Raw genomic sequence first — 20,586 nt, 5'->3', positions numbered from 1 at the left:
CTCGCTTGAGATCGATCTCATTGGCGAGGACAGTAACGGCGGAATATGGCAGCAAAGTGGTGGACAGATGACGGTTTGATGTCGGCCGAATGTGCTGCCGCGCTAGCGCCCCGCAGATCATCTGCCTTTATACTGCGCACCCTGCCCTATTGCTCAAGGATGAATCATGCGTGTCATCGTCATTGGAGGCCTGGGCAACTTCGGGCTGCGTATCTGTCGGCGTCTGGCCTCGGAGCCTGGCATTGAAGTGATTGCGGCCAGCCGCCGCTCACACTCAGGCCTGCACACCCTCAGCGACGGCCAACAGGTCGCGACCCTGCCCCTGGACATTGGCGCCGCCGACTTCGAACAGCGCCTGGCGGGCGCCAAACCTGATCTGGTGATTCACTGCGCGGGGCCCTTTCAAGGCCAGGATTATCGCGTCGCCAAGGCAGCCTGCGCGGCCGGGGCGCATTACCTGGACCTGGCCGATGGCCGCGCGTTTGTCGCCGAGTTCGCCGCCAATGTCGATGCCGAAGCGAAAGCCGCCGGCGTGCTGGCCATTTCCGGTGCCAGCAGCGTGCCGGGGTTGTCCTCGGCGGTGGTCGATCAGTTGGCCCAATCCTTTACGCGCATCGACAGTATCCAGACCGTGATCGCCCCCGGCCAACAAGCCGTGCGTGGGGTTGCGACCATCCAGGCGGTGTTTGGCTATGCCGGCCTTGGGTTCGAACGCTGGAATGGCGGCGCCTGGACACGACAATTTGGTTGGCAAAACCTGCGTCGCTTTCACTTCGAAAGCATCGGTAAGCGCTGGGGCGCGGCGTGTGATGTGCCGGACTTGGCGCTGTTCCCAGAGCGCTATCCCGGCGTACGCGACGTGGCCTTTCATGCGGCGCTGGAACTGCCCGTCCAACACGTAGCGCTGTGGTTCGCCGCCGCGCTGCGCCGCCTCGGCGTGCCCTTGCCGATCAGCCGTTACGCCGCACAGCTTGATGCATTTTCCAGCCGTTTTCTCGACCGCTTCGGCAGCCCGACCGGCGCCATGCAAGTGCGCGTGCAGGGCCTGCGGAGCAACGGCCAGTTGGGTACCCTGACCTGGCACCTGACCGCGCCGGGCGGTGACGGCCCGGAGATCCCGTGCATGGCGGCCTTGCTGATCGCGCTCAAGCTGGCAAAAAAACAGCTGCCGCAAACCGGCGCGTTCGCGTGCCTGGGCTTTTTGCAGTTGGATGAGTTCACCGCCGAGTTCGAGCGCTGGGGCTTCACCACCGCCATCATCGAGGACGCGCCATGAGCCAACGCCGCATCACCTTGGTCATGCCGGCCAGCGCCGCCGACGCCTTCGAGGCGTTCCACAACCACAGCGTGCGTATGCAATGGGACACGCTGCTGTCGCGCGCCGGTGTCGAAGGCGGTGGCAGCCATCCCTATAAAGGCGCGATCACCTTCAACCAGGGGCGTGGCTGGAAGCGCTATTTCGCCCTGCGCACGCGCTTCGTCAACTACGTGCCGGGCAAGGTGGCTGCCGCGGTATTGGTGGAACCTGCCGGCTGGTTCGACCAGTGGTCGGCGTCCATGCGCCATCGCGACCTGGATGGCGCCACCTCGGAGCTGATCTATACCTTTAACGTCGGCCTGCGCCCGCGCTGGCTCGGCTGGCTGCTGAACCCGTTGGCCAACCGCCTGTTCGAGCACGAAACCCGTCAACGCTTCGCCGCCATGGCGGCGTATTTGCGCAGCCATACGTTAAACAGTCACGAAGTTTCGCCAGAGTCACCGGCGACCGTGAATCGAATCGCGGCAAAATCCGCCCGCTAACCTTTCGATCTGATCCAAGTGCGGGCACAATGCGTGTCCTTTTTTGGCAGGCACCGCCGCAGGCTCTCAAAAATGATCAAAACGCCGTACTACCTCATCGATAAACAGAAACTTCTGGTCAACATGCAGAAGATTGCTTACGTGCGCGAACAGTCCGGCGCCAAGGCTCTGCTGGCGCTCAAGTGCTTCGCCACCTGGTCGGTCTTCGACCTGATGCAGCAATACATGGACGGCACCACCTCGTCGTCGCTGTATGAGTTGAAGCTCGGCCGCCAGAAGTTCGAAGGCGAAGCGCACGCCTACAGCGTGGCCTGGGCCGACGATGAAATCGAAGAGATGCTGGATAACTGCGACAAGATCATTTTCAACTCGATCAGCCAGCTGCAGCGTTTTGCCGAGCGCTCCGAGGGCAAGACCCGTGGCCTGCGTGTGAACCCACAGGTGAGCAGCTCCGACTACTTGCTGGCCGACCCGGCGCGCCCGTTCAGCCGTTTGGGCGAGTGGGACCCGGTGAAGATCGAAGGCGTGATCGAACAGATCTCCGGCTTCATGTTCCACAACAACTGCGAGAACGGCGACTTCAGCCTGTTCGACAAGATGCTGGGCACCATCGAAGAACGCTTCGGTGAGTTGCTGCACAAGGTCAAGTGGGTCAGCCTCGGCGGCGGCATTCACTTTACCGGTGAAGGCTACGCAATCGACGCGTTCTGCGCCCGTTTGAAGGCGTTCTCCGAGAAGTACGGCGTGCAGGTCTACCTGGAACCCGGCGAAGCGGCGATCACCAACAGTGCGTCCCTGGAAGTCACCGTGCTCGACACCCTCTACAACGGCAAAAACCTCGCCGTGGTCGACAGCTCCATCGAAGCCCACTTGCTGGACCTGCTGATCTACCGCCTCAACGCCAAGCTGGCTCCGAGCGAGGGCGAACACACCTACATGGTGTGCGGCAAATCCTGCCTGGCCGGGGACATCTTCGGCGAGTATCAATTTGATCGTCCGCTGGCCATCGGCGATCGGCTGTCGTTCATCGACACCGCAGGCTACACCATGGTCAAGAAAAACTGGTTCAACGGCCTGAAAATGCCGTCCATCGTAGTGAAACAACTCGACGGTACAGTCGAGGTGGTTCGTGAATTTGGTTACGACGACTACCTGTCCAGCCTTTCGTAAGCTGGCGGATATAGGAGAAATAAAGCAATTGAAAAAGAACGTTCTTATCATTGGTGCAGGAGGTGTCGCCAAGGTGGTGGCCCACAAGTGCGCGCAGCACAACGACGAACTCGGTCGTATTGCTATCGCGTCGCGCAACATCTCCAAATGCCAGGCCATCATCGACAGCGTCAAGGCCAAGGGTAGCCTCAAGGTTCCCGCCGACATCCAAGCCTTCGCGCTGAACGCCCTGGACGTGGAAGCGACCAAGGCCCTGATCCGCGAGACCGACTCGCAGATCGTCATCAACGTAGGTTCCGCCTTCCTCAACATGTCGGTGCTACGCGCCTGCATCGATACTGGCGTTGCGTACCTCGACACCGCCATCCACGAAGAGCCGGGCAAAGTCTGCGAGACCCCGCCGTGGTACGGCAACTACGAGTGGAACCACCTGCAAGAGTGCAAACAGAAGAACATCACCGCCATCCTTGGCGTGGGCTTCGACCCGGGTGTCGTCAACGCGTATGCCGCGCTGGCGCAGCAACAGCATTTCGACCGCATTGATTCGATCGACATTCTCGACGTCAATGCCGGCTCCCACGGCAAATACTTCGCCACCAACTTCGACCCGGAAATCAACTTCCGCGAATTCACCGGGCAGGTGTGGAGCTGGCAGAACAGCCAGTGGACCAGTAACACCATGTTCGAAGTCAAACGTACCGACGACCTGCCGGTAGTCGGTTCGCAAAACCTGTACCTGACCGGCCACGATGAAGTGCACTCGCTGTCGAAAAACCTCGACGTGCCCAACGTGCGTTTCTGGATGAGCTTCGGCGAACACTACATCAACGTGTTCACCGTGCTGAAAAACCTCGGCCTGCTCTCCGAAAAACCGGTCACCACCGCCGAAGGCCTGGAAGTGGTGCCGTTGAAAGTGGTCAAGGCCGTACTGCCCGACCCGTCTTCGCTCGCCCCAGGCTACACCGGCAAGACCTGCATCGGCGACCTGGTCAAAGGCACCAAAGATGGCCAGCCACGTGAGATGTTCATCTACAACGTGGCTGATCACGAAGAAGCCTTTGCCGAAACCGACAGCCAGGGCATCTCCTACACCGCAGGCGTACCACCGGTGGCCGCAGCGCTGCTGGTTGCACGTGGCGAGTGGGATGTGAAACACATGGCCAACGTCGAGGAACTGCCAGCGGAGCCGTTCCTCAAAGCGCTGGACGTGATGGGGCTGCCGACTCGAATTAAAGACGAGAACGGTGACCGTGCTTGGGATGCGATTGCCTAAAAGGCCGTGGCTGACTGAACAAAAAAATGCGCCCTCAGGGGCGCATTTTTTGTTTGGGCACAGAGAGATTCGTCAGCACACTGAGGATCTAAATGTCGAATCGTCGCACCGCAGCTCCCACATTTGGATCTCTTGCGTCACTGCTGCTCAACCGCCCGGCTTGAAGCGACGTCCTGCGGCGGCAGTAACCAATGCCGCGTGGTGGTCCACCCCAGAAAGACTCTCGCGCCGTCCTCAGTTGGCGCGTGTTGAGGCAACACTTCGCCGGCGCAAGCCTTGCGCAAGCCGCTCATCAGCGGCAGGAATGTTTCTCGAAAAGCCACTGGCTGCGCGGCGAAACAAGCCTCGACTGACGCCAGGGCATCTCTGCACTCATGCTCATCAAGCATAGCCAGATAGAACACCATCTGGCGCCAGGCATAGGCCGTATTTTTGAGCATTATCAACCGAGCATGATAGTGCTCAATCCGCATCTGCTGCCGTTTGCAGATCCACTCAAAACACGCCTGCACCATGCGGCCTAGTCTCGGCCGCAGCAAAACCTTCAACCCAAGTTCTTCAAACAGTAACGCGAGGTTTTGCGTGGTTAAAATCTGCTGCTGCTCAAGAATGGTGCCGTTGGTCGCCGGGTGCCACGTACCCAACTCGGCCCCTGCACGCTTTGCGCACAACGTCGCGAAAGCATCGCTTGCCACTCGCGCACGTCGCCGACCTCGGGTAACAAGGCTCGCCAGCTCATCGGTATCAATGTCGTAATAGCGTGCGTAAAGGGAGCCTGCTAACACCCGGCCTGCTCGCCTGGCGGCATCGGCAAACTTATCGGAAAACTTACCCATGAAGATATCTGCTGCGACCTCTTCCACAAAGGGCAAGTCCAGTTCCGCAGTGTCCGCCAGTGCTGAAAACTCCTGGAGAAGCTTGTTAGGCAGAATGGCGTATGGGAAAGCAGAAAGCGTCAACGCCGATGACTCAACCAGCGCCTGCTTGGCAGATCCCGCCACCACAGCACCGGCCTGGCGGTCGCCTTCAATGACGGCAACCCAAGGCAACTCACTGAGGCCAACCTGACGCTGAAGGTTCAGCAGTAATAACGAACGCCGTCGACGGAACGCGCGATAGGTAGAGGCGTATACCCCTCTCAGCGCTTCATCGCGCAACCCTGAGCTACTCAGTTGCGCTGTCATCGCGGGCAGCACCCGCGCGACGGTATCACCTGAAGTAATCAGCCCATGCTCGATCAATTCGCTGATCGTCCCACTCCGGCATCGCTGAAGACGGCGCTGGATCGCTGGTGGAATGGCAACGCCCTCGCCTTGCCCAAACGCCGATGCCTCCTCAGCAGTGATCGGTGCTGCCAAATCAGCAAAATCCGAGAGACCACCTTGCGCGGGATACGTTGAGAGCCGATTCGCCACAATACGAGCGATGAGGTGATGCTCTGGCCCCGCCACCTGACTAAGTTGATTCGCACGCAACGCACGGTGAGAGGCTGAACCCGGATCGCCATGCTTACGCACAAAATCATCGACGATTTGCCGTATGCGACCGACTTGACGCCCGGTGAGTGATTGCGCGTCGCGGGCGCATTGCCCAAGTAAAGAAAACAGTTCCTCCACGCGATCCGAAGAGCGCCTGTCGATACCGAGCCGCTTAAAATCCAGCTCTAACTCGGCCGCCTGCTCGCGCCACCCACTCGGGTAATTACGGCACGGCCAGCCAGCCTCATAGGTCAGGAGGAAATGCGAAACAGCTGAATCATAAAGCGGTAAACGCGTTTCTATCGTGTGTTTCTGCACAACGATCTGAGCCTGGGAAGGCAAGTTTGAAAGCAACTGCTTGATATCGCCAGCGTCCACAATATGAACCTGCGCGGCAGAGATCGGCAACTGCGTAGAGATCGATGGGAAGAAACGCAGTCGGTCAAAGAACGGCCCAATCACGTCTATCAGCGCCCGAGCCTGCTCGGTGCGCTGCTGCCCGACTAGCCAAGCTACTGTCAGTAACGCGGCCTCTTCCGGCACATCGACCGCATAATCACAACGGGCTAAACGTGAGTGCAGCGCCTCAAGGCCGTCATCCGTGAGATGCCAGGCATTGATATCGAGCCGTTCAAAGCCTGGACGAATACCTGGAATAGAGGCGGCCAGTTCACGCTCATAGTCCGTCAGTTCGCCACCTGCCAACAGATTGCCGGTAGCAAAACCGCCCGTAACGACCTCTAGCGTAACCCAGGCTGGAATCTCAGCAATCGGTGTGCGCGAGCCATACTCGACGGAGCCTTGCAGCAGGTTCCCAATGACCTGCTGCCAGCGTGAGATACGTCTGCGGGCGTTAAAGCGAGCGACTGGACCGCAATCCACATCGTGCGCGAGCAGCGCTTTCGACAGTTGGAAAACTGCATAACCTGCGTCCATGCTAGTCACTCTGTGTGATCTGGAGGTCTGCCCAGATTGCTGTGTATGTGATGGGTCCGGAGGCTGGATTCGAACCAGCGCCCACCCGGTTAAGAGCCGAGTGTTCTACCGCTGAACTACTCCGGAACAGAGGGCGCATTGTCGAGCAACGCCTGAAAAATGTGAAGGGCCACGAGCTTCATTAAGATTTAACTCAAAAAAATGCGCATTCTTCCTACCTGCACCCTCGAAGCCATCTCTGAATGACTCCAGGTTTCGTTGTTGCATGGAGTGCAGCGGTTATAAATCGGCGCCGTGGCGCAACACAGCCTGCTGGATAAGTTGAAGACCAAAACAGTCTAAAGAACTGTCAATTCTCACAGGTTACTTAATCCACAAACTGCGCTAGCTTAGCCGGTCCAGAGGTCAATCATCGATTGGCTTACCCATTCAGCATGAGCGAAAGGACTCGTCCATGAACCGGAAAAAAGATCCAAACAGCCTTGCGGCACGCGCCGCCGGGCTGGTCTACAGCACCGGCTGCTACCTGATCTTCCTATGCACCATTCTCTATTTGATAGGGTTTGTAGGCGGCGTAGTCGTGCCCAAACACCTCGACTCCGGCCCTCTTGTCGATTGGCCACTGGCAGCCACGGTCAACTGCTTGCTGATCATTCTGTTCAGCGTCCAGCACACCGTAATGGCGCGTAAAAGCTTCAAGCACTGGTTGGCAGCATTCGTCCCCGCAGCGGCTGAACGCTCAACGTATGTATTGCTGAGCAGCCTGATGCTCACGTTGATGTTCTGGCTGTGGCAACCGCTCACGCTCACGGTGTGGCAGGTGGAGCCCACCTGGGCCACAGCATTGTTGACCGTGCTGTTCTGGCTGGGCTGGGGCCTTGTGGCGTTGGCAACCTTGCTGATCAGTCACTTCGAACTGTTCGGACTCAAGCAAGCCATCGACCGCTGGCGCAACACGCCACAACAAGCGCCGGTGTTCAGAACGCCATGGTTCTACAAGGTCGTGCGCCATCCGCTGTACCTGGGGTTTCTGATCGCCTTCTGGGCCACGCCACATATGACGGCGGGCCATCTGCTATTTGCGGTGGGCATGACGATCTATATCTTTATCGGCGCCTACTTTGAAGAAAAAGACTTGGTGGTGCTGTTTGGTGAACGGTACCGGCGCTACCAGCAAGAAGTCAGCATGGTATTGCCCCTGCCGAAGAGCAGCGTCGCGGCACAGAGAAAAGAGCATGAGTAAGCACAAGCCCAGCCCAGCAAAGAAGCCGTCCGAGAGTTCATCAGAAGAGGCAGCCCACACGCCACGAGCACGAAACCGTTTAGGCATCACCGCCCACCTGCCCAGCTGGGTGTTCGCGCTGCTCATCGCACTCTGCGCCATCGGCGCACTGCAAGACCGCATCCGCCGCGTACGGCCGGCGTACGCCGCGCTGCTGTGCGTCGGGGTACTCTTGCTGTTATTGGCGGGCTGGGTACAGTGGTTTGCGCCTGGCTCATAGCTCGCAGGCGTCACCCTCGCCATCAAAAAAATAGATGCTTTCGTGCTTGTAACCCCAGCGGCCTGCGCGCTCACGGATATGCGGCTCGAAGGTAAAACACGCTACTTTGCTGCGGTTTGGACGACATGATTAGGCGGTTTGGGCATGGTCGGCATCTTCCTTGAGTCGGTGCAGCTTACGCGGTTGCAGAGCGCTCGACGCCGGGGGCTCTCGGACATTTCCCACAGTGGTTTCAGGTTGTCGCTCGGAAGTGCGCTGACTAACCTCTTCGACGTCGCTGCCGATTCAGCGACCGGATTTGACCGTCCGACTCCAAAAGAGCAAATGCGCTAACACCGATCTTGGGCGTTTTTTTTACGCCTGATGTATCGTGTCGCGGCAGCTGTGCGCGGGATACCTTCGGGTATGCCGGTGTTGCTCTTTTGGCCGGTCGGTCAACCCGCGTATAGCTGCCACCCTATTTCGTTTGACCGCGAATTGTGGCAGTTCCATTTATAAAGGAGCTTGACCATGATTAAAGACAGCCCAAATCCCCCAGGCCAGCAAGACTTCGACACCAGCACCCTGCACGAAGTGGCCTACCGCGCGATCAGCCACTACCTCAACCCCGGCAAACCCATTCCCGAACCCAGCGAAGGTATCTTCACCGTGCGCGCCGACCTGGGCACCGAAACCTTGCTGGTCAATGCTTCCCAGGACCTGGCGTCCGTCTGCGAAATCGCCAACCATATGGCCTTTGAAATCGAGGGTTCGCAACGCAATGTCGCGCTGGGCATTTGCAGGATGCTGGAAGGCGTGCAGTTGCTGGTAGACAAGGCCTTGAACATAGCCCACCCAGCCGCATAAAGATCGTCCCCCTGCGCAGCTAGGGAATGCCGCCCCGGACGCTTTCATCGATGCATAACAACGTGACGCGCAGCGTCACAGGATGCATGCCCACGCAGAGCGTGGGCACGATCACTCGGTGGCCTGAGATGGACGAGATAAAGCGCCTGAGCTATCTTCTGGCGCTCTATCGAAAGCCCGAAACAGGAAGTTACCGCTTGAGCACGTCACCCCGACTGCGAGGCCGCACCTTCGCCCTCCTCGCCGGCATCGCCTTTATTGCCGTCGACCAGTTGGTAAAGCTACTGGCCCTGGTTTCACTGCAAGCCAGCAGTTTTAAAATCGGCCCCAACCCAATCAACCTGGCGCTGGAGCTGAGCCTTAACCCCGGCGCATTCCTCAGCCTGGGCGCCGCTTTGCCGCCGCAGGTTAAACAGCTGATCTTTATCGCAGGCGTGGCCATCGTGGTCGCGTGGGCTACGTGGTGGTCGCTTTCCAATTGGAACCAGCCGCTGCGTAAGGTCTTGCCGCTTTATGCGATTGCCTTGGGCGGTATTGCCAACTTGATCGACCGCGTATTTCGGGACGGTCATGTGGTTGACTACATGGTGCTGAACGTCGGGCCAACGCATACCGGCGTGTTCAATATTGCCGATATTGCGATTACTGCTGGGGCGTTGTTCTTGATGTTCGATCTGTTCGTGAAACCGCATAAAGCTTAGGTATCCATGGGGATCTACGGCCCCCGCCGTCAATCCCCAGCCCCTCAAAACACCGACCACCCAATCCGCTCACTCAACAACTCCAACGCCTTCATCCCCGCCAGCGAATTCCCCGCTGCGTTCAACTCCGGCGACCACACGCACACCGTAAACTGCCCCGGCACCACCGCGACAATCCCGCCGCCTACCCCGCTCTTGCCCGGCAAGCCCACGCGATAAGCAAAGTTGCCCGCCTCGTCATACAGCCCGCTGGTGGCCATGATCGAGTTGACTTGCTTGGTCTGGCGCGCGGTCAGGATCTGTTCGCCGCTGTGGGCGCTTACGCCCTCGTTGGCGAGGAAGCTGAAGGCGCGGGCCAAGTCCAGGCAGCTCATCTGCAGCGCGCAGTAGTTGAAGTAGCTGTGCAGTACCGCATCCACGTCATTATGAAAATTGCCGAAGGACTTCATCAGGTACGCCATGGCCGCGTTGCGCGCACCGTGTTGGGCTTCGGAGTCGGCGACGACGCTGTTGACCAGAATGTGCGGGTTACCAGACAGGCGCCGTACGAAGTCGCGCATCGACAGGATCGGCACGGCGAAGCGCGATTGGTTGATGTCGCAAATCACCAGCGCGCCAGCATTGATGAAGGGGTTGCGCGGGCGGCCGCGCTCGAACTCCAGCTGCACCATGGAGTTGAACGGTTGCCCCGACGGCTCGTGGCCCAGGCGTTCCCAGATGGTTTCGCCACCGTGGTCGATGGCCTGCACCAGGCTGAACACCTTGGAAATGCTCTGCACCGAAAACAGGGTATCGGCATCCCCGGCGCAATAGGCCGAGCCATCGTTGCCGTACACGGCGATGCCGAGTTGGTTGGCGGGCACGTCGGCCAGCGCGGGGATGTAGTCGGCGACTTTGCCCTGGCCGATCAGTGGACGAACTTCGTCGAGGATCGACTCGAGCAGCGCCTGCATGTCTTGTCCGGTCATGTTTCTTTGAATCAGTGATAGCGGGGCGCGGAGGATACTTCAATGCGCCCGAAAGCCCCAGACTATCTCCACCACCCGCTCGGCAATCACCAGGTAAACCAGGATCAGCAACAGTTGCAGCGCCAGGTGATACCGCAGCTTGGCCAGCCGGCGAATGCCGTCGCTGATGTTCAACACCATCAACACGGCGGACAAAATAATCAGGCCCCAGCCCGCCACGCTGGAGGCGAACACGCCGATAAACAGTTCACGTTGCCCGAGCAAGGTATTGGTCCCCGCCGCAAACAGCAGCGCGCACACCAGCAGGTTTTTTACGTTGTCGAAAATCTGCGTGCTCAGGTCGTTTTCCAGCAAAGCTAAATAGCGTTTCCATAAGGTGTGCATGGGTCAGTTCCAGGTAGGGATCGCTCGCCAATCAAAGTAGTCCAATCGCCCGTACACTGCACTACTGCGCTGACTCCATGAGGATTTTTGCATGAAATTGATGATTGGCTTGGCCGCCCTGCTGTTGGTATCGGCCTGCTCCACCCACTCGCCCACCGCTGCACCGGCACAGGACGCCGCCGCGTCCACCTGCCTGGCGGGCGGTGGCACGATGAGGCAGGTCGGCAAGTTGCAGAGCTGGAAGTGCATCACGCCATACAAGGACGCGGGCAAGGCCTGCACTGATTCGAGCCAGTGTGAGGGTGAGTGCCAGACCAGCGTGACCACGCAATCGGGTAACGGCCCTGTAGCGGGCACGTGCCAGGTGGACAACAGTCACTTCGGCTGCTCGGCGACGGTGGAGAAAGGCAAGCTGGGCCGGGCGATTTGCGTGGGCTGATGGGCGCCACCTGACGCAGGTGGGAGCGGGCTTGCCTGCGATGAGGCCGTGCCAGCTGGCATTAGTGTTGCTGACCCACCGCCATCGCAGGCAAGCCAGCTCCCACAAGGTTTCTGCGGTGCAGCTTGGAGGTGCGCCACATCGGAGGGCCGGTTGGTTTGCGTGGACTAATGGGCGCCACCTAACCCATGTGGGAGCGGGCTTGCTCGCGAATACGGTGAGTCAGCCAATGAATCTGTTGACTGATACGCCGCATTCGCGAGCAAGCCCGCTCCCACATTTTTTACCGAGTGCACTTCAAAAGTGAAGTGCGCCCCAAAAGTTGGACAGCTAATGGTTAGGCGACCGCGGACCGGGTTATGAAAACGCAAGCGCGTTACCTGGCGGACCGCGCCGGAGCGGCGAATGCCACGCCAGCCGCCATTTCACTGCACTCAGGCACCTGATCAGCGCTGCACCGGGATGCGAATATCACCGCCACGGCACTGGCTCTTCACGCTCTTGGGGCAACCGGCAAAGCGCAGTTCCTTGCTCAGGCACACGCGCACTTCAGACAACTCCTTGCCCTTGCAGATCACCGCCATGCCATGGTCGCCCATGGCCGGGTTGCTCTTACGGAACAGCGCCGCGATTTCCCCAGCTTCCAGGTAATTCGGTACGTTGAATGGCTGCAATTGCTGCGGAATCTGCACCGCCGCCAATGCCTTATCGGTCGCCTCCAGGTAACCCGAAGCGTCCAGCCCGCTGCACGTGCCGTGCTTGGTCCATTCATGCTTGAGCAAGGCCTGGGTGGGAAACATCAACGCGCCTTTGGCCAAGTCCTCTGTCGACAGTCGCGATTGCGCATCACACGACGCCGGCCAGCCGCCTTTGGCGTATTGCGGCCATAACCCATGCAGCACAAACCCATAGCCTTTGCCTGTGCACTGTTCGTTGCCGGGGTGCGTCAGGCAGAAGGTCGGCGACCACGACAACGACAGCACATAAAAATCAAAATCCCCCGCCGGCCGCTGCTCCCGGGGTGCCGCTTGCGTCGCCATACTGGCCAGCACCAGGCAAATTGCCATCCATGTTGTTTTGTAGTTCATCCCTCTAATCCTTGAAAAAAGTAAGCCGCTATTGTTGAAACCGGCGGCCATAAACGATAGTGGCCAAAGCAACACAACGAGTTGGAAATCTACTCAGGACGGTTGGGATTGCGCTGCAATACTTTGTCCAGAATTCGATCGGTCTTCAACGCCTCGATCGCCAGCGAAGGATGCTCGGCTTCGCCACGAATGTGCGCGTTCATCGCCAGCACATGATGCCACTGGATATGTTCGTGGTGAGGCACTTCGAGCACTTCGTTAACCTCGCCCTCAAGGCGCAACGGCTGGTTTTCGAATACCGCAAAGGTGATGCGGCCACGGCTGCCGATCAGCTCGACGCGGTCTTCGCGACGGTCCGCGACGAAGTTCCAGCACCCCATGCCCAGCGCACCTGAGCCGAAGGTCCAGCAGGCCGTCACTGCATCTTCCGCCGCATACAGCCCGGCCTGGCGCGCGGTGAACCCGGTGACTTCGACGATATCGCCGGCCAGGTACTGCAACAGGTCAAACCCGTGGCTGGCCAGGTCGGCAAAGTAGCCACCGCCGGCGATCGTCGGGTCAGTGCGCCAGTTGGCGGCGCTGGTGTCGGCGGCGGCTGGCGGCTTGGTAAACGTCCAAATCACTTGGCGCAACTCACCGATGCGCCCGTCGCGCAGCCAGTCACGTACTTGCTGGAAACGCGGCAACGAGCGGCGGTAGTAGGACACAAACAAGTGCAGCCCGGCGCGCTCGAAGGTGCGCTGCATCAACGCGCTTTGCTCGGCGTTGAGGGCCATGGGTTTCTCGACGCAGCAATGCTTGCCGGCCGCGGCCACCATCAAGCTGTATTCGAGGTGGCTGTCAGGCGGTGTGGCGATGTACACCGCGTCTACTTCGGGGTCGTCAATCAGTGCCTGGGCGTCGGTATAGAAACGCGCAATGCCATGGCGTGCCGCATAATCGCGCACGGCCGCCTCACGGCGCCCCATCACCGCCACCAGGGCCGAGCCTGGCGCTTTGTAGAAAGCGGGTCCACTCTTCAACTCAGTTACATCACCACAGCCGATCATGCCCCAACGTACGGTAGTCATCTGTTGTCCTCGTCCGTTTTCATCAATCGGTCAGTATCCACATCCCCACCCCTGTGCGCCATAAGCACTTAGCATGACAATTGCATTACACTTTTATGACACTCATCCCGCGCGGGGGCACACTCGATGAAAATAAGAGCCACGGTCATTTGCGAACACGAGGGGCATATCCTCTTCGTGCGCAAGGCCAGATCAAAATGGGCACTGCCCGGCGGCAAGGTCGAGCGTGATGAGCGCCCGGTCGGTGCAGCCGAGCGCGAGCTGGAAGAAGAAACCGGGTTAAACGTGGACGGCTTGCTGTACTTGCAGGAACTTAAGGCCCGCGACACCGTGCACCACGTGTTCGAAGCCTCGGTGGTAAACATTGCCGACGCGCGGCCGCGCAACGAGATCGTCGCTTGCCGGTGGCACGCCTATGGCGCCCTGGACGAACTGGACACCACCGACGCCACCCGGCACATCATCAGATCCTTCCTACGTCGCCTGTAATTGCGCGCTCTACACGCTGCTCAGCAAACCTCGCTTCATTACCTCACTTGCTTTCTGCCGTTCGACAAAGGATTTGACGAACGCGGCAGCGGCTGAAGATTTCGTCTTCGCTCGTCCAGCCTGTTTAATCGGGTCATCGCCGATATTTCCCTTTCCCTCGCAGGACGTTTCCGAGAAAACCCCAACCGCTTGCGCCTCCCAAATCAGCTAGCTAGTCTCCACCCGTCACTGCCAATTCAGTGACCGGGTTTAGCAGCCTGTAAATGACTAGTCGCGACGCTTCATTTTTTTGCAGCGTTTTTAACTGACTAGAGGTACTTCATGATGAACACAGGAAACGCGGATCAACCGTTCAGAGACAGTGACCAAACACTAAAGTACGCCGCGTATAAGCGCGCCCTGGATCACTATCTCTCCCCTGCTCCCTCACCCGACACGGTAGAACCGATGCTGTTCACCGTTGACCCTGAAACCAGTTTTGAAAGTGCTTGGGTGCATGCCAGCAGCTTGTTGTGCTGTGCGTCTGCCACAGCGCAAGAGGCTGGCGAGCGATTGGACGGGACGTCGCAAACACTGGTGATTTCGGTGCTGCATCTGGTGGATATGGCGAGGGCTTTGGTGGATCGAGCGGTGGAGTGTGTAGAACCGGGTTGAGGTAAGGTAGACCGAGGCGCCTGTATCGCAGGCAAGCCAGCTCCCACAGAAAAGCAGAGCATTGAGTGGTGACAGCTAAACTCGGTCAAAATTGTGGGAGCAGCAGTGCGCCGATTCGACTTGCTCGCGAATGCAGTGGGTCAGTCAGCTTATTTGTAACTGAACCACCGCATTCGCGAGCAAGCCCGCTCCCACAGTTGGATCCCAGTACATCAGACAGAGTGTGTGTTGCTGTGCTTCTGCTTCTACCACTCAGGTGGTTGAGACGAGTATTACTCAGGGGATGGCGGCGCTTGATGAAATGTTTGAAAGCATTGCGACGGGTTTTTACAGGTGGCGGCGTTCAAGGAGTAACGCCGTACACACACTGAGGAAATATCATGACCCGTCGCCTTTATAGGCTGGTTGCCGCCCTGTTGATCGTCAGCCTCAGCGGCTGCGTAATCCTGCCGGAACACCGGCATTGCTGCTGGTGCTACTACGGCGCAATCACTGCCCCAACCAGCACCGTCAATAGCTAGCCGAATGCCGCAAAGCCACGACGCCCGGCCTTGAGCTCGGTGCGCAGTTCGCCAATCAGGTTGGCGATGGAACGCACGCTGTCCAGGCCTTGGGGCGAGACCCGGGTCAGCAACAGGTCGACACGCCCGGACGCCGGCTCGAACACGCTGATGCGCAACGAGCCGTCGCTGTTGAGGCTGCAATCACACGACAGCGGCAGGAAGCCTGCGGCCATGATGCGGTTGAGTTCGGTGATCGGAATCATGACAAAACCCCGTCTCTGGGTTCGACCCTGTAGGTGTGATGCATCCAGCATAGATAAGCTTTTGCCGGCCACTGAACAATTAATTCAAAAGTGATACATGTGCCGCATTTTGCCGTGTAAACGCTGGCGTGCTGGCGCCAAAAACCCAGCACGCGACCTCTCGTCTGCTGCGATGCCGAAGGCTTGACTCTCGGCGTCGTTCAAAACACGATCTTGGCTCTTTGCCATCATTCCGAGCCGCCGCCATGAGCCTGACTCCACCGAGCCCGCCCGACAGTGCCGTGTACAAAACGCTGCTGGAGTCAACCAAGGCCATCCCCTGGCGCATCGATTGGCAGACCATGACCTTCAGCTATATCGGCCCGCAGATCGAAGCGCTGCTGGGCTGGGCCCCGCAAAGCTGGGTGAGCGTGGACGACTGGGTCGAACGCATGCACCCGGACGACCGTGAATACGTGGTGAATTTCTGCGTGTCGCAATCGCGCGCCGGTGAGGATCACGAGGCCGACTACCGCGCGCTGACAGTAAATGGCGACTATGTGTGGATCCGTGATGTGGTGCATGTGGTGCGCAAGGGCGATGAAGTTGAAGCGTTGATCGGCTTCATGTTCGATATCAGCGAGCGCAAAAAGACCGAAGAGCACCTGATCCGCCTGCAGAAACAACTGGAGGAATATTCTTTCCAGGACGGCCTCACCGGCATCGCCAACCGGCGCATGTTCGACACCGTGCTGGAGCGCGAATGGGCCAGCGCCCAGCGCAGCCAGTTGCCGCTGTCGTTGATCATCCTCGATATCGATTTTTTCAAGCAGTACAACGATCACTACGGCCATATCAAGGGCGACGAAGCCTTGCGCCAGGTGGCGCGCACCTTGTCGCTGGCGGCCAACCGGCCACGGGATTTCATTGCGCGTATCGGCGGCGAGGAGTTTGTGTGGTTGCTGCCGGAGACGGATGCGGCGTCGGCGCGGCAGGTGGCACGGCGTTGCTTGCATCTGATTTGCCAGCAGCAGATCAAGCATGGTTTTTCGGCGGTTTCCAAGCTGCTGACCCTGAGCCTGGGGGTCGGTACGCATATCGTTACGCCCAACAGTAATATGCTGGCGTTTATCGAGTCAGTCGATAAGTTGCTGTACCAGGCCAAACGTAATGGGCGTATGCGGGCAGAGTTTGCCGCCAGTGAAGTTTGACGCCGAGGTCAAATTTCGGGCAAAAAAAATCTCAAGTAGCTGATGGAAACTTGGGATTTAAAAATGCATAAACCGTGGGAGGTGAACGCCCGGCTATAGTATCGATTGAGAAAAGCCGGAACAAGATTATTTTAATCCTTTCGTCGGATTAAAATCGTCGTAAGTCATTCAATAACCACATATTTTTTAAGGTAGACGGGATTATAAGTGCCACTTTTTGGTGCAAGTACCGCTTATATTTCCTTGTATTAAAAATGGTTATTACCTAATGCGATGTAACGCTGTTGGAGGACTGCCCATTGAATTGACGGCACGTCTCGCGAAGTTCAGCGCTGTTTGACGCCGCCGCGCCGGCCACTCGTTCCACTTGCCTGCAAAGGGCCAAACGCTCGACCACCTCTGCCCGTTCCCGGTCGACTTGGGCATTAAGCCGCACGAAATAGCCGCCCAGTAACACCGCGACGCACACAACCCCAATCGCAAAGTAGCGAAAGCTGTAGGACGAAGGGGCTGGTGATGGGTTCATGGCATTAAGGCACCCTGCTCTTCTCATAACGAACGTCATCACCCTCGACGCGGTCAACCTTCGACCAGCCCAGCCGTTGGTAAAAACCGTTAGCGCGGATTTCGTCGCGCCCGTCCGTGACCAGGTACAGCGTGTCGTGGCGTTCAAACAAGGCTGCTTCCGCCACCGCCATCAATCGGCGGCCCAGGCCACGGCCTTCGAAGCCGGGCTGTACGAACATCGCAAACACCTCGCCTGCGGCCAGGTCGACCATGGAAAAGGCGGCGGGCTGACCTTCCACTTCGGCGATCCACACGCACGGTGCTTCGCGGATGCTATCCGCCACCACCTGTGGGGTAATCCCCAAGTCGTTCATTTGTTCGCGGCTCAGGTGGTTTTGCACCACCGAGGTGCGGATAGCGAAGAGCGTGTCGATATCGTCCAGTGTCGCCACACGTATCAGCGTTTGCATACAGGCCTCCTGTTGAAGGATGCAATTGTATGCACATAGAAACATAAGGTTTGTGGTGGATTTGTAAAACGCGCGGCCTACAAGGGCTGCGCCTTTTGCTGACGGCGAAACTGCCCCGGCGCGAAGCCATGGGCCTTGCGGAAACAACGAGAAAAGTACGCTTCATCGGTAAACCCGCAGCGCTGGGCGATAACTCCGATCATCTGCGCACTGTTGAGCAACAAAGTGCGCGCCAATTGCATGCGGCGATCAAGTACCCAGTGGGAGAACGGTTTGCCGGTCTCCTTGCGCAACAGGTGGGTGAGGTAGTTGGGCGATAGGAAAGCAGCGGCGGCGGCATCCGTCAGGTTGAGGGTCGGCTCGTGCAGATGCTCGCGGATATAGCCCTGCACGCGCGCCAAGGCATCCTTGCGCCCGCGTCGAGTGGCGTTGTTGGCGGCAAATGCTTGCAAGGGCTCGGCGTACTGCTCGCAGACCAGGCCGATCAGTTGGAACACGTAGCCTTTTAACCGCTCGCGCGCGCCGAAGGTGCGATGGGCGTCCAAGGCACGCATATGCGTGAGCCAGGTGTTCACTTCGTCGAAGGCGGCGTCGTCGAGGATGAAATCCAGCTGCTCCTGAAAGCGAAACGGTGACAGCTCCGGCGCCTGGCCGATGGGGATGTCTTCCAGGTCCAGCGGGTCGCAGGTCAGTTGCGGCAGGAAAAACGCCTGGCTGAAGTTGATCAGCATGAACTCGCCGTCTTCAGGATGGGGAATCACGTGCAGGCGATGGGGCAGGATAAACGCCAGGGCCTTGTGCGGAAACGGCCGCACCGCGCCGCCGATATGCTGCACGGTGTCGCCGCCCAGGTTGATCTGGATCTGGAAGTATTCATGCCGATGCGGGCTGGTCAGCGCCGCCCGCCCGCGCTTGTCGCGGATATAGAAGTCGGGGCGGTCGCTGCGCTGCTCCATGCCATAGGTGGTGACGCGGGTGCCTGGCATAACGGTCTCTCGGGTGGCCTGGGCACCACTTTAGCCTCAACCTTGGCCGAGGGTGAAGCTCAGCTCGCCGATGCCGTCGATACCGGCCGTGACCACATCCCCCGGTTGCAATGCACCGACGCCTGCGGGTGTGCCCGTGAAGATCAGGTCGCCGGCCTTGAGCGCCACGGATTTGGAGGCGTGGCTGATGACTTCGCTGACGGACCAGATCTGATCAGCCAGGTCGCCGACTTGGCGTTGTTCACCATTGACCTTCAGCCAGATTTTGCCGCTGGCCGGGTGCCCTACCACACTCACCGGCTGCAAGGCCGTGCTGGGCGCCGACTCATCAAAGGCTTTGGCCCATTCCCACGGGCGCGAAAGCTTTTTCGCCTGGGCTTGCAGGTCGCGGCGAGTCAGATCGATGCCGACACCGTAGCCCAAGATGTGGGAAAAGGCGTCTTCAGGACTGATATCCACCCCGCCCTTGCCAATGGCCACCACCAGTTCCACCTCATGGTGCAGGTCGGCGGTCAGCGGCGGATACGCGATCACGCCTTCGGCAGGCACTACCGCATCGGCCGGTTTCATAAAGAAGAACGGCGGCTCGCGATCCGGGTCATGCCCCATCTCGCGGGCATGTTCGCTGTAGTTACGGCCCACGCAAAACACCCGGCGCAGCGGGAAACGCGCCGCGCTGCCTTGGATCGCCAGGGATGGAAGCTGCTCGGGGGTGAATACGTAATCAGTCATGGCCTGTGCCTCGTGGTTTACCTGGCGCCAGTATGGCGAGCGGCGCCAGGGCGAAGTTGGACAGGCTTACGCAGATTTTGCACTGGCCGGTGCAGGTAATGGGTTATTTACGCGCCACCTTATAACGCAGGCAATCCTGATAAAAACTCTGGCGAATCGCCTCGGGCTTGAGCCGTGAACGGCTGTCATAGGTCTGCTCGGTGATGCCCATGGCCATCATGCGCATCCAGGATTTGCTGAACTTGATGGTCTGGATCTTCTGCCGCGCGGCATACAGCGACACGCCCGACAGCTTGAGTTCCTGGGCCCTGGCGGCGGTGCCCGCGCCCCAACTGCACATGTACTTGTCACCCTCGCGCAGCTCCCGTGCCTGCACGGCAGCTGCACCGCCTGCCATGGAGCAGGCGATCAGCATGATACCAACAGTGCGCATTTGCATTCCCACCTAACCACCTGAAAATAAAAGCGATTCTGGCGAGGATTTTGTTACAAAGGGGCCATTAAATTGCCTTATCGGCTGAGCCGAACGAGCTTGCTCGCGCGGGGCTGCGAAGCGGCCCCAACACCTGACACCTCAGTCTGTCGGGTGTATACGAGTGTCCTGATGAGGGGCCGCTTCGCGCCCCAGCGCGAGCAAGCTCGCTCGCCACAAAAAAGCTTGCTCATCCAGTTACCACTGATAAGTCGCACTCGCCTGCACGGTGCTGTTGGACTTGCTGGCGCGATTATCCAGGTAGCCGTAGGCCGCGGTGATGTCCAGGTTATCGTTGAGGCTGGCCTTACCTTCCAGTTCAAAGCCACGCGATTGCGGGTTGAACGACTCTGCGTAGCTGGCATACGGCGCCAAACCGTTATCGAACAGATAGACCACGCCGACGCGGCCGGTAAACGCCTTGCTATCCAGGGACGACTTGCTCTTGGCACCGGAGCGGCCATGGGCGCAAATCGGGCACGGATGAGCGTGTTTTTTTATTTGCCGCGTTTTTGCGCAATCAGTTGGATCGCTTTTTTGTGTAAGTCTCCTGGCTAGTTCTTCGCGGTTTTTACCCGCTTAAAGTCGTCCCTTTCTGATTTTCCCAGCCGTTCATCCAGGCGCTTTTTCCTGCGGCATGCTCCGACGCCTTGCCATTTTGCCGA

At 58.9% G+C, this 20,586-nt stretch carries 24 protein-coding genes, 1 tRNA gene and 1 pseudogene; 13 read left to right on the top strand and 13 right to left on the bottom strand.

Going from position 1 to position 20,586, the window contains the following annotated elements:
* Positions 1 to 166: 166 nt before the first annotated feature.
* From K0P33_RS14175 to K0P33_RS14160, 4 genes are all read left to right on the top strand, one after another.
* Positions 167 to 1,276 carry a saccharopine dehydrogenase NADP-binding domain-containing protein gene (locus K0P33_RS14175; RefSeq protein WP_242155796.1) on the top strand — a complete coding sequence of 370 codons (1,110 nt, stop codon included), beginning with the start codon at positions 167 to 169 and terminating at the stop codon, positions 1,274 to 1,276.
* Complete coding sequence (locus K0P33_RS14170) at positions 1,273 to 1,800, top strand: hypothetical protein (protein ID WP_242155794.1); 528 nt, start codon at positions 1,273 to 1,275, stop codon at positions 1,798 to 1,800. The genes K0P33_RS14175 and K0P33_RS14170 overlap by 4 nt, the downstream gene beginning before the upstream one ends.
* Before the next feature lie 72 nt (positions 1,801 to 1,872).
* A complete protein-coding gene (locus tag K0P33_RS14165; protein ID WP_094952696.1) occupies positions 1,873 to 2,970 on the top strand; it encodes a carboxynorspermidine decarboxylase in 1,098 nt (365 codons plus the stop codon).
* A 28-nt stretch (positions 2,971 to 2,998) separates the two neighbouring features.
* Complete coding sequence (locus K0P33_RS14160) at positions 2,999 to 4,243, top strand: saccharopine dehydrogenase family protein (protein ID WP_094952695.1); 1,245 nt, start codon at positions 2,999 to 3,001, stop codon at positions 4,241 to 4,243.
* Positions 4,244 to 4,380: 137 nt separating this feature from the next.
* Here K0P33_RS14160 and K0P33_RS14155 read toward each other — a convergent pair whose 3' ends face one another.
* Positions 4,381 to 6,657: a hypothetical protein gene (locus K0P33_RS14155; protein ID WP_242155792.1), complete on the bottom strand. Its 2,277-nt coding sequence runs from the start codon at positions 6,655 to 6,657 to the stop codon at positions 4,381 to 4,383.
* A gap of 51 nt (positions 6,658 to 6,708) precedes the next feature.
* Positions 6,709 to 6,783 (bottom strand) — tRNA-Lys (locus K0P33_RS14150).
* 328 nt (positions 6,784 to 7,111) lie between these two features.
* On the opposite strand from K0P33_RS14150, the gene mddA reads away from it, so the two are divergent.
* From mddA to K0P33_RS14130, 4 genes are all read left to right on the top strand, one after another.
* On the top strand, positions 7,112 to 7,900 hold the full coding sequence (gene mddA / locus K0P33_RS14145; RefSeq protein WP_242155791.1) for a methanethiol S-methyltransferase: 789 nt from the start codon (positions 7,112 to 7,114) through the stop codon (positions 7,898 to 7,900).
* Positions 7,893 to 8,159, top strand: a complete 267-nt coding sequence (locus tag K0P33_RS14140) for a hypothetical protein (protein WP_094952692.1) — start codon at positions 7,893 to 7,895, stop codon at positions 8,157 to 8,159. Before mddA ends, K0P33_RS14140 begins: the two co-directional genes overlap by 8 nt.
* Before the next feature lie 510 nt (positions 8,160 to 8,669).
* Positions 8,670 to 9,005, top strand: coding sequence for a hypothetical protein (locus K0P33_RS14135; protein ID WP_242155790.1), 336 nt, complete (start codon positions 8,670 to 8,672; stop codon positions 9,003 to 9,005).
* A 197-nt stretch (positions 9,006 to 9,202) separates the two neighbouring features.
* Positions 9,203 to 9,706, top strand: a complete 504-nt coding sequence (locus K0P33_RS14130) for a signal peptidase II (protein WP_242156042.1) — start codon at positions 9,203 to 9,205, stop codon at positions 9,704 to 9,706.
* A gap of 44 nt (positions 9,707 to 9,750) precedes the next feature.
* Here the strand turns inward: K0P33_RS14130 and glsB are convergent, their stop codons facing one another.
* A complete protein-coding gene (gene glsB / locus K0P33_RS14125; RefSeq protein ID WP_094952688.1) occupies positions 9,751 to 10,659 on the bottom strand; it encodes a glutaminase B in 909 nt (302 codons plus the stop codon).
* Positions 10,660 to 10,713: 54 nt separating this feature from the next.
* Positions 10,714 to 11,058, bottom strand: coding sequence for a hypothetical protein (locus K0P33_RS14120; protein WP_242155789.1), 345 nt, complete (start codon positions 11,056 to 11,058; stop codon positions 10,714 to 10,716).
* Between the two features lie 91 nt (positions 11,059 to 11,149).
* Between K0P33_RS14120 and K0P33_RS14115 the strand changes: the two genes are divergently transcribed.
* Positions 11,150 to 11,497: a hypothetical protein gene (locus K0P33_RS14115; protein ID WP_242155788.1), complete on the top strand. Its 348-nt coding sequence runs from the start codon at positions 11,150 to 11,152 to the stop codon at positions 11,495 to 11,497.
* 446 nt (positions 11,498 to 11,943) lie between these two features.
* Here the strand turns inward: K0P33_RS14115 and K0P33_RS14110 are convergent, their stop codons facing one another.
* Together K0P33_RS14110 and K0P33_RS14105 are read right to left on the bottom strand one after the other, a co-directional pair.
* A complete protein-coding gene (locus K0P33_RS14110) occupies positions 11,944 to 12,585 on the bottom strand; it encodes a ribonuclease T2 (RefSeq protein WP_094953545.1) in 642 nt (213 codons plus the stop codon).
* A gap of 89 nt (positions 12,586 to 12,674) precedes the next feature.
* Positions 12,675 to 13,655 (bottom strand): Gfo/Idh/MocA family oxidoreductase, encoded by a 981-nt coding sequence (locus tag K0P33_RS14105; RefSeq protein WP_094953546.1) that lies wholly within the window; start codon positions 13,653 to 13,655, stop codon positions 12,675 to 12,677.
* A gap of 126 nt (positions 13,656 to 13,781) precedes the next feature.
* Between K0P33_RS14105 and K0P33_RS14100 the strand changes: the two genes are divergently transcribed.
* From K0P33_RS14100 to K0P33_RS14090, 3 genes are all read left to right on the top strand, one after another.
* Positions 13,782 to 14,144: an NUDIX domain-containing protein gene (locus K0P33_RS14100; RefSeq protein WP_242155787.1), complete on the top strand. Its 363-nt coding sequence runs from the start codon at positions 13,782 to 13,784 to the stop codon at positions 14,142 to 14,144.
* 321 nt (positions 14,145 to 14,465) lie between these two features.
* Positions 14,466 to 14,798, top strand: coding sequence for a DUF3077 domain-containing protein (locus K0P33_RS14095; protein ID WP_242155786.1), 333 nt, complete (start codon positions 14,466 to 14,468; stop codon positions 14,796 to 14,798).
* A 380-nt stretch (positions 14,799 to 15,178) separates the two neighbouring features.
* Positions 15,179 to 15,319, top strand: coding sequence for a hypothetical protein (locus K0P33_RS14090; RefSeq protein WP_242155785.1), 141 nt, complete (start codon positions 15,179 to 15,181; stop codon positions 15,317 to 15,319).
* Here K0P33_RS14090 and K0P33_RS14085 read toward each other — a convergent pair.
* The gene (locus K0P33_RS14085; RefSeq protein ID WP_094953548.1) at positions 15,316 to 15,564 is read right to left on the bottom strand and encodes a DUF1652 domain-containing protein; all 249 of its coding nucleotides are present in this window, start codon (positions 15,562 to 15,564) and stop codon (positions 15,316 to 15,318) included. The genes K0P33_RS14090 and K0P33_RS14085 overlap by 4 nt on opposite strands.
* A gap of 245 nt (positions 15,565 to 15,809) precedes the next feature.
* Here K0P33_RS14085 and K0P33_RS14080 point away from each other — a divergent pair, with 245 nt between their 5' ends.
* Positions 15,810 to 16,754: a sensor domain-containing diguanylate cyclase gene (locus K0P33_RS14080; RefSeq protein ID WP_242155783.1), complete on the top strand. Its 945-nt coding sequence runs from the start codon at positions 15,810 to 15,812 to the stop codon at positions 16,752 to 16,754.
* A 265-nt stretch (positions 16,755 to 17,019) separates the two neighbouring features.
* Here K0P33_RS14080 and K0P33_RS14075 read toward each other — a convergent pair whose 3' ends face one another.
* From K0P33_RS14075 to K0P33_RS14050, 6 genes and pseudogenes are all read right to left on the bottom strand, one after another.
* Entirely contained in the window at positions 17,020 to 17,280 is a 261-nt protein-coding gene (locus tag K0P33_RS14075; protein ID WP_242155781.1) for a hypothetical protein, read from the bottom strand.
* A 4-nt stretch (positions 17,281 to 17,284) separates the two neighbouring features.
* Positions 17,285 to 17,731 carry a GNAT family N-acetyltransferase gene (locus K0P33_RS14070; RefSeq protein WP_094953551.1) on the bottom strand — a complete coding sequence of 149 codons (447 nt, stop codon included), beginning with the start codon at positions 17,729 to 17,731 and terminating at the stop codon, positions 17,285 to 17,287.
* A gap of 77 nt (positions 17,732 to 17,808) precedes the next feature.
* On the bottom strand, positions 17,809 to 18,717 hold the full coding sequence (locus tag K0P33_RS14065; protein ID WP_242155779.1) for an AraC family transcriptional regulator: 909 nt from the start codon (positions 18,715 to 18,717) through the stop codon (positions 17,809 to 17,811).
* A 36-nt stretch (positions 18,718 to 18,753) separates the two neighbouring features.
* The gene (locus K0P33_RS14060; RefSeq protein ID WP_242155778.1) at positions 18,754 to 19,449 is read right to left on the bottom strand and encodes a fumarylacetoacetate hydrolase family protein; all 696 of its coding nucleotides are present in this window, start codon (positions 19,447 to 19,449) and stop codon (positions 18,754 to 18,756) included.
* Between the two features lie 103 nt (positions 19,450 to 19,552).
* Positions 19,553 to 19,882 carry a hypothetical protein gene (locus K0P33_RS14055; RefSeq protein ID WP_242155777.1) on the bottom strand — a complete coding sequence of 110 codons (330 nt, stop codon included), beginning with the start codon at positions 19,880 to 19,882 and terminating at the stop codon, positions 19,553 to 19,555.
* Positions 19,883 to 20,143: 261 nt separating this feature from the next.
* A pseudogene (locus K0P33_RS14050) lies at positions 20,144 to 20,377 on the bottom strand (TonB-dependent receptor); the annotation flags it as partial.
* Positions 20,378 to 20,586 lie beyond the last annotated feature (209 nt).

The sequence above is a fragment of the Pseudomonas sp. ArH3a genome (assembly GCF_022648765.1).
In the GTDB taxonomy this organism is placed as follows: Bacteria; Pseudomonadota; Gammaproteobacteria; order Pseudomonadales; family Pseudomonadaceae; genus Aquipseudomonas.
This window is presented reverse-complemented; position numbering and strand designations above follow the sequence as displayed.